Source organism: Amycolatopsis sp. lyj-23 (genome assembly GCF_046549135.1).
Lineage (GTDB): Bacteria > Actinomycetota > Actinomycetes > Mycobacteriales > Pseudonocardiaceae > Amycolatopsis.
In genome coordinates, this window is sequence record NZ_JAJPWN010000007.1 from 503,879 (window position 1) to 511,789 (window position 7,911).

Annotated in this window: 8 protein-coding genes and 1 pseudogene; 2 read left to right on the forward strand and 7 right to left on the reverse strand. The window is 73.5% G+C overall.

The window, feature by feature from the left end; all coding sequences use genetic code 11:
- Nucleotides 1–16: 16 nt before the first annotated feature.
- From ACLJPY_RS20360 to ACLJPY_RS20375, 4 genes are read right to left on the reverse strand one after another with little or no spacing between them, the layout of a single operon-like run.
- Complete coding sequence (locus ACLJPY_RS20360; RefSeq protein ID WP_410590565.1) at nucleotides 17–1,321, reverse strand: sensor histidine kinase; 1,305 nt, start codon at nucleotides 1,319–1,321, stop codon at nucleotides 17–19.
- Entirely contained in the window at nucleotides 1,318–1,998 is a 681-nt protein-coding gene (locus ACLJPY_RS20365; protein WP_410590567.1) for a response regulator transcription factor, read from the reverse strand. The genes ACLJPY_RS20360 and ACLJPY_RS20365 overlap by 4 nt, the downstream gene beginning before the upstream one ends.
- Nucleotides 1,999–2,024: 26 nt before the next feature.
- Nucleotides 2,025–2,204 carry a hypothetical protein gene (locus tag ACLJPY_RS20370; RefSeq protein WP_410590569.1) on the reverse strand — a complete coding sequence of 60 codons (180 nt, stop codon included), beginning with the start codon at nucleotides 2,202–2,204 and terminating at the stop codon, nucleotides 2,025–2,027.
- 46 nt (nucleotides 2,205–2,250) lie between these two features.
- On the reverse strand, nucleotides 2,251–3,561 hold the full coding sequence (locus tag ACLJPY_RS20375; RefSeq protein ID WP_410590594.1) for a pyridoxal phosphate-dependent decarboxylase family protein: 1,311 nt from the start codon (nucleotides 3,559–3,561) through the stop codon (nucleotides 2,251–2,253).
- A 167-nt stretch (nucleotides 3,562–3,728) separates the two neighbouring features.
- On the opposite strand from ACLJPY_RS20375, the gene ACLJPY_RS20380 reads away from it, so the two are divergent.
- Together ACLJPY_RS20380 and ACLJPY_RS20385 are read left to right on the forward strand one after the other, a co-directional pair.
- Complete coding sequence (locus tag ACLJPY_RS20380; protein ID WP_410590571.1) at nucleotides 3,729–4,181, forward strand: MarR family winged helix-turn-helix transcriptional regulator; 453 nt, start codon at nucleotides 3,729–3,731, stop codon at nucleotides 4,179–4,181.
- A 177-nt stretch (nucleotides 4,182–4,358) separates the two neighbouring features.
- Nucleotides 4,359–5,321 (forward strand): helix-turn-helix domain-containing protein, encoded by a 963-nt coding sequence (locus ACLJPY_RS20385; protein ID WP_410590573.1) that lies wholly within the window; start codon nucleotides 4,359–4,361, stop codon nucleotides 5,319–5,321.
- 60 nt (nucleotides 5,322–5,381) lie between these two features.
- Here ACLJPY_RS20385 and ACLJPY_RS20390 read toward each other — a convergent pair whose 3' ends face one another.
- The 3 genes and pseudogenes from ACLJPY_RS20390 to ACLJPY_RS20400 form a co-directional block, all read right to left on the reverse strand.
- On the reverse strand, nucleotides 5,382–6,122 hold the full coding sequence (locus tag ACLJPY_RS20390) for a D-Ala-D-Ala carboxypeptidase family metallohydrolase (RefSeq protein ID WP_410590575.1): 741 nt from the start codon (nucleotides 6,120–6,122) through the stop codon (nucleotides 5,382–5,384).
- A 24-nt stretch (nucleotides 6,123–6,146) separates the two neighbouring features.
- A complete protein-coding gene (locus tag ACLJPY_RS20395) occupies nucleotides 6,147–7,460 on the reverse strand; it encodes a GH25 family lysozyme (RefSeq protein ID WP_410590577.1) in 1,314 nt (437 codons plus the stop codon).
- 143 nt (nucleotides 7,461–7,603) lie between these two features.
- A pseudogene (locus tag ACLJPY_RS20400) lies at nucleotides 7,604–7,911 on the reverse strand (2-oxoacid:ferredoxin oxidoreductase subunit beta); the annotation flags it as partial.

Below are 7,911 nucleotides of genomic sequence, written 5' to 3' on the forward strand. Positions count from 1 at the left end.
GACGCTGACCGGCGGCTCACGGCTCGACCGGCAGCCCGGCCAGGCGGAACCGCGCTCCCCCGCCGGGCGCGGCTTCGCACCAGAGGTCGCCGCCGTGGGCCCGGGCGAACCCGCGGGCGATCGGGAGGCCGAGGCCCGCGCCGGCCCGGCTGCGGGCGGCGTCGAGCCGGACGAGCCGGTCGAAGATCCGTTCGCGGTCCGCGGCCGGGACGCCCGGGCCGGTGTCGGTCACCGTCACGCCGTCGCCGGTGACCTCGAGCGTGATCGTGCCCCGGCCGTCCACCGCGCGCACGGCGTTGCCGGTCAGGTTGGCGAGGACCTGGGTCAGCCGGGCGCGGTCGCCGAGCACGGTCGTGTCCGGCCCGGTCACCTCGACCGCGACCTCCGGCGCGGTCAGCCGCACCTGCTCGGCCTGCACCTCGGCCAGTTCCCGCAGCGGCACCGGTGCCCGCTCGAGCTCGGCGCCCGCGTCGAGCCGGGCCAGGTCCAGCAGGTCGGCGACGAGCTTGCCGGCCCGCTGCGACTCGCGGACCACCAGCAGCTGCAACCGTTCCCGGTGCTCGTGGGGCGTGTCCGGGGGCTGCTGCAGCAACGCCTCGGCCGCCGCCTGCACACCCGCCAGCGGGGTCCGCAGTTCGTGGGCGGCGTCGGCGACGAACCGCCGCGTCCGCTCTTCGGAGGCGCGGGCGGCGCCTTCCGCGCCTTCGAGCGCGTCGAGGGCCGAGTCGAACGCGGCCGCTGCGCGCCCCAGCTCGGTGCCGGTCCGCTCGGGAGCGAGCCGGCCGCCGCGCTCACCGGACACGATCGACCGCGCCAGCCGGGTCATCGCGTCCAGCGGCGCGAGCGCGAACCGCACCGCCAGCAGCAGCGCCGCGGCGGCGACCGCCAGCGCGGCGACGCCGGTCGCCAGCAGCACCCACCGCAGGCTCCGCTCGGCGGCCGCGATCAGGGACTCGTCGGCGGTGAGGGTCAGCTTGGCGCCGTTGATCCGCGGCGGCCCGGACAGCGTCGCGTGCACCTGCCGGAGCCGGGCGTCGGCCGGCAACGGCGCCGCCCCGAAGAACGCGCCGCCGGGCAGGGTCAGCGAGCCGGTCACCCCCCGCGTTTCCACGCGCCGCAGCAGGGTCTGCGGGGCGGCGTTCTGCTTGGCCAGCTGCTGGGCGAGCTGGACGCGGGTGGTGAGCACCGTGTTGACGTCCCGCTCGGCCTGCGCGCGGAAGACGGCGTCCACCACGAAGCCGACGGCGACGAGCACCACCGCGAGCACGACCAGCACGGTGACGGTGACCCGGCGGCGCAGCGACGCGGTCCGCAGGCTCACGGCTCGCCGCGCAGGACGTATCCCTGGCCGCGCACGGTGTGCAGCACGCGCGGCCCGTGCGCTTCGAGCTTCCGGCGCAGGGTGCTGACGTTGACCTCGACGAGGTTCGGTGCGGAGTCGCCGTAGCCCCACACGGCGGTGAGGACCTGGGTCTTGGACACCACCCGGTCGCGGTGCTGGGCGAAGTACAGCAGCACCTTCCACTCGGTCGAGGTCAGCTCGACGTCGGCGTCGCCGTAGCGGGCGCGGCCACCCTCGACGTCGATCACCAGGTCCCCGACCTCGACGGCGGGCCGGGAGCGCCCGGTCCGGCGCAGCACGGCGGTCACCCGCGCGACCAGTTCGGCGAGCACGAACGGCTTCACGACGTAGTCGTCGGCTCCTTCGCCGAGCCCGCGCAGCCGATCCTCGACCCCGTCGCGCGCGGTCAGCATGACCACGCCGGCGGCCGAGGTCCGCCGGATCACCCGCAGCAGCTCGAACCCGTCCCGGCCGGGCAGCAGCACGTCCAGCACCACCAGGTCCGGCCGGGTCCGGGCCAGCTCCGCCTCCAGTTCCGCGCCGTCGGACCGCGAGCGCACCGAGAAGCCCGCATCGGCCAGCGCGGATTCGACCGGCACACGGATCGCTTCGGCGTCCTCGATCACCAGGACGCGCGGCGGAGTCGGCTCATCCACCCCGCCAGCCTAGAGGCCCGGCGTGGCTACAGTGGACAGGTGCTGCGGTACACCGAGATGCCGGTCGCGTCCGCCGCGGGCAAGGTGGCGTTCAGCTGATCGAGGTGCGCCGGGGCGACGACCGGGTCGCGCCGACCGGCGATGAACATCGTCGGCACCCGGTCGCCGGCCAGGTCGAGATTGCTTACCGGGGTGCCGGGCGGCACTTTCGCCTGCGCCGTCGCGAAGGGCCCGTACGGCGCCGCCCGGCACCTACCCGCGGCCGCTCAGGAGCGCGATCTCGCGGTGCAGCTCGGGGACGTGCGCTTCGCTTTCGGGCTTCATCAAGACGCTGCGCAGGATCCGGCCGCGAGGAACGTCTGCACGCACTTCGTGGCCGCGGCGGGCCAGGTCGTCGCCGGTGACGGTGTAGGTGGCGACGAACAACGCCCGGTCGGCAGGGCGGCGCATCCCGGCGTCGAGCACGTGCGCGCTGACGCGGTCGACTTCGGACAGCGTCTCCCGGGCGGGGAAGTAGCTGACGATGTCGAGCTGCGGCGGCTGGAACACCGCCAGTTCGGCGCTGTCGGCGATCAGGCCGGCCCAGGCGAGTGCGGCGCGGCGCCCGGGCCGCAGCACCGCGCCGAGCCCGTCCGGGGTCAGCGGCAGCACCTTCGACGTCAACCACAGCGCGGCGGCCGCGGCGCCGGCCCGGGAGCACTCCAGGGAGATCTCGCCGAGGTGCAGCTCGTCCGAGGTGAAGTAGGTGTACGGCGAATCGTGCAGGTAGTGCCGGGCCACCGAAGGATCGCGGAAGAGCACGGCGCCGCAGCCGTAGGGCTGCAGCCCGTGCTTGTGCGGGTCGATGACCACCGAATCGGCGTCGGCGATGGCGCGGAAGGGCGCCGAGGGCACCCCGTCGGCGGTGTCGTCGGCGATGAGCCGGAAGAACCCGCCGTACGCGGCGTCCACGTGCACCCGGGCCCCGTACCGGCGGGCGAGGGCGACGATCTCGCCGACCGGATCGACCGCGCCCAGCCCGGTCGTCCCGGTGGTCGCGACCACGGTGCCGATCCGGCCGGTGCGGAGCAGGTCTTCGAGCGCGTCGAGGTCGAGGCAGCCGGACGGCGTGGTGGCCACCGGAACCGCCTCGACGCCGAGCAGGTGGCTCATCCGGCCGTGGGTGTAGTGGGCGTCGGCGCTGTGGGCGATGGCCCGGCCCGGGTGCGTCTCACGGGCGACGAACAGCGCTTCCAGGTTCGCGATCGTCCCGCTGCTGGTCAGGTGCCCCAGGTGCTGCGGCAGCCCGAACATCGCCGCCAGGTCCGCGACCACTTCCTTTTCCATGGCCGCGGTGGCCGGACCGCCGTCGAGGGCGTGGTTGTTCGGGTTGACCAGCATCGCGCTCAGGTAGCCGGCCACCGCCGCCGGGTGGGGCGGTTTGAGCATCTGCCCGGCGTAGCGGGGGTGGAAGAACGGGTAGTTGTCCCGCAGGCGCCGGTGCAGCTCCGCGGTCGCCTCCCGGAACCGGTCGAGCGGCACGTCCTGCGCCGGGTGCGGGTCGTAGCCGCCGTACTCCGCCATCCAGGCCCCGACGTCGCGGACGGCGTCGCCCAGCGCGGCGGCGAGCTCCGCGAAACCGGCCGGTCCCGCACGCAGGACACCATCGTTCCGGTTCATCGCGCGGCGGCTCCCTGACCTGGGTATGGATAGATAATTATCGTGGCATAACTATCGGGTACCGTAAAGGGGTGCCGCTCCCCCCGCCTCCGGATCCGTACGCCGACCTGGCCGACCTCGTGCTCAACGTGGCGCGCCTGATTCGCCTGCGCACCCCGGCCGAGCCGGACGTCGTGCCGCTCACCGCCACGGAGCGCCAGGTCATGCGCAGCGTCGACCTCGACCCGGGCTGCGCACCGAGCCGCATCGCCGAGCGCACCGGGCTGCAGCGCACGAACGTCAGCACCGCCCTTCGCGGCCTCGAAGCCAAGGGCATGCTGACCCGCACCGGCCACGGCCGGACGGTCACCGTGCACCCGACGGAGCTGGCCCGGACCAATCTGACCGTCCTGCGCGGCGCCTGGTCGGAGCTGCTGGGCGGCCTCCTCGGCGACATCGACCCGGGCACGATCACGCGGTGCACCGAGACCCTCGCCCGCCTCGAGCAGCGGTTCGCCGGAAGCGATCGACCTTCGGCCAGCTGAGGAGTCATCAGCGCACGGCGCTTCCGCAGGAACGGCACCGGACCTGCCCGGGGAACCGCCAACCGGCCGGTCACGGCTGACCCGGTCGGCGCAATCCGTCAGTTTCTGCCCGGAGTACCGCACGACGGTGTTAACTTCCGTCCGTCATCCGCTCCCGAGCGAGGTGGTCGAAGCACTGTGACACTGCAGACGGACAAGTTCGCCGCCTACCTGCGCATGCTGAAGGACCGCAGCGGGCAGGGCTATGAACGGCTCGGCAAGCAGGCCGGGGCCAGTGGCTCCAGCCTGCACCGGTACTGCTCCGGCAAGAGCGTCCCCGCGGACTACCGCGTCGTCCACTCGTTCGCCAAGGTCTGCGGCGCCTCCCCGGCGGAACTGCGCGAACTGCACCAGCTGTGGGCGCTCGCCGACGCCGGCCGCGTCGACGAAGCGGAGCAGGCCGGCGCCGCGACCGGTGGCGATGTCGCGCCGCCGCGCCGCCGGCGTGCCTACGCCGCGACGGCCATCGGCGTCGTGGTGCTGCTGGCGGCCGGGCTCGTGTGGCTCACCTCCGACGCTTCCGCACCGGCCGCGGGCCGGTACGCCGACCGGATGCTGTTCTCGGCCGCCTGCCGGCCGCCGGTGAGCATGGGCCAGCACGACGAGTGCGTCACCGAGGTGCAGAACCTGCTGGTCGCCGCCCGGGGGCGGCTCTCGGTCGACGGCTCGTTCGGCCCGGAGACGCTGCGCCGGGTCACCGCGTTCCAGGTGCTGGCCGGCCTGCCCGCCCGCGGCGTCGTCGACGAGGCCACCAAGACCGCGCTGTACGACCAGCGGACCAGCATGGCGACCTGGCCGGCGGCCACGGTGGAGCAGCGGATCCGGGCCGTGTTCACCGAAACGCCGGACACCGCGGTCGCGATCGCCCGCTGCGCCTCGTTCCTCGATCCGCTGTGGGTGCTGCCGAACACGAACGGCAGCCGCAACTGGGGTGTCTTCCAGATCTCCGACGCGCGCCTGCTGGAGCTGGGCGGCTCGCCGCGGCAGGCGTTCGACCCGGTCTGGAACATCGACGCGGCGCACCGCCTGTGGAGCGCGCACCACGACTTCCACGACTGGCCGTCCTGCTCGGCGGCGCTGGGGAACCCGCAGCCGCACTGAAACCACGGCTGACGCCGGGAACCCCGCGCGGTTCCCGGCGTCAGACCCCCAGTGGTGGATTCAGACCGTGCCGTTCTCCCACCACCACGAGCGGCCGAGGTCGGCCCGGCTGTCCACGTGCTGGTGGTCGGTGTTGTACGTCTCCAGTCCGGAGAAGCCGCAGGTCTCGGCCTTCTGGTAGACCGTCTTGTTGGCCACGCCCGGCACGTTGAGGTCGGCCGCGGTGCCGTAGAGGTGCATGCTGTCGCTCGCGCCGCCGATCGCCGCGTTGTGGGCGATGCTGCGGAAGCCGGAGTTCACCGTGATCGGCGTGTTCCCGAGCTTCTTGCGCAGCGCCTCCAGCTTGTACATGCAGCGGCGGGCGTTCTCCTTGGCCGTGGCCGCGCTGACCTTGCCGCCGCTGAAGGTCCCGCTCTCGCGGTCGGTGAACTCGCTGAAGTTGAAGTGGACGGTGGACCCGTCGCTCTGCTCCAGCGCGTTGAGCGCGGCCTGGGTGGCCGGACCGACCTGGGCGTCGGCCCCCAGCCCGTAGGCCGCCTGGAACCGGCGGACCGCCGCCGCGGTGCCGGGACCGAACTCGCCGTCGACGGAAACCCGGCTCTGGCTGGCGTGATCGGCGGCCCAGCCCGCGACCCGGATCTGGAGCTCGGTGACGTCGGCGCCGGTGTTGCCCTCGACGAGGGTGCGGGACCACGAATACGCCTGGGCGGTGCCGGACAGCAGCAGCGGGCTGACCGCCGCGGCCGCGCCGAGCACCACCGCGCCGCGGAGCACCGTGCGGCGGCTGAGGGGAAGAGTCATGCTTGTCCTTTCCTAGCGGGGGTTTCAGCGGTTGGCGAGCTGGTCGAGGTCGGCCTGGGTGCCGTTGAAGACGTCACCCGTCGCCGGCGCGGGGATGCCGTCGGGGATGGCCGCGTCGGTGTACTGCCACATCAGCCAGGTCCTCGACCCCGCGGGCAGCGCCGGCTGCGTGACGGACTGGCGGTAGTCCGCGAGCTGCATCGGGTAGGCCGAAAGCGCCGTGGTGCCGCCGAGGCAACTGTCCAGGAACGACTTCTGGGTGTAGATGATCGGGGTCCGGCCGAACGCCGCCTGGACCTTGTCCAGCCACGCCTTGACGTCGGCGACCGTCACGTACGGCGGGCACCCGCCGGAACCGTCGTCCTTCCACTCCAGGTCGAACACCGGCGGCAGGTCACCGGCGCGCTTGCCGGTGTACCCGGTGGCCTTCACCGCGGCGATGAACCGGTCGGCCTGTGCGCCGCCGGTGCCGGCCGCCGTGCCCGTGTAGAAGTGGTACGGCCCCACGGCCAGGCCGGCGTTGCGCGCGGCGGGCAGGTCCGTGGCCAGGTACTCGTCGGTGGTGTTGAGGCCGCGCGTCGCCTTGACGGTCGCGAACTCGACGCCGGACGCCTTCACCGCGCCCCAGTTGATCGGCGCGCCCCCGGGGTGCTGGTACTTCGCCGTGTCGACGCCGTCGATCGGGTGCCCGGCGGGCTTCAGCGGTGTGCAGTAGGCGTTGCGGCTGGACCAGTCGGTGACCTTCGCCCAGGTCGTGGGCCCGGCGACGCCGTCGGCGCCGGCGTTGACGCAGTGCTGGAACTCGATCACCCGGTTCCGGGTGCCGGCCCCGAACTGGCCGTCGACCGTCAGCGGGGGGTAGTGGCCCGGCTCCATGGCGAGGTTCAGCCGGCACTGGAGTTCTTCGACGTCGGGGCCGCTGGAGCCGCTCTGCAGGGTCGGGCGCGCGGTGGACAGGCCGCACACGACGCTCTGCGCGGTGCCGGCCGTGCCCTGCGTGGCGCACTTGCGCGGCCGCGCGGACCAGGAGTTCAGCGCTGCCCACGTGTTCGGCCCGATCGAGCCGTCCACGCTCAGCGCGGCGCACTTCTGGAAGACGCGGACGCGGGCGTCGGTCGCCGGGCCGAAGGAGCCGTCCGCGCCGATGGGCGTGTACCGGCTCGCCTTCGTCGCCAGGTTCAGTTCGCACTGCGCCTCGGCGACCGCGGCCCCGGTCGCGCCTTGGTCCAGGGTGGGCTGGGCGGTCGTGTGCCCGCACACCGCAACGGGTTCGGCCGCGACCGCGGCTGCGGCGGGGAGCACCAGCAGCACGGCGACGGCCAGAGCGAGTCTCTGCATGGCGAGAAGGCTGGCAGCGGCCACCCGGCCCGTCGCCCTTCGACGGCCGATCCGGGACACCGGGACGGTTCCACCCGCCGGACCAGCGGAAACACCACCGCCGTGGGACACGGCCGGGACGCCGGGACGGCCGGTGGAGTGGCTCACGACCGGGCGACGGTCCAGGTGTCCTTGCCGTGCAGGAGGGCCTGCAGGTCTGGCTTGCGGGCTGCGCGGGCTTCCTCGACCTGGGCGCGGGCGCCGTCGTCGTAGGTGGGGCGTTCGACTTGGCGGAGGATGCCGGTGGGGACGTGGTTGAGGTTCTGGTCCCCGAGGCGCGACAGCGCGAAGGCGTAGGAGGTGTCCGCGATTGACGGGTCGTGGACGACGATGTTGTCTTCGCCGATGTCGGCGGCTTTGGCGACGTCGAGGCCGCCCCAGTCGCCGCGTTGGACGCCGAATTCCTGGTTGG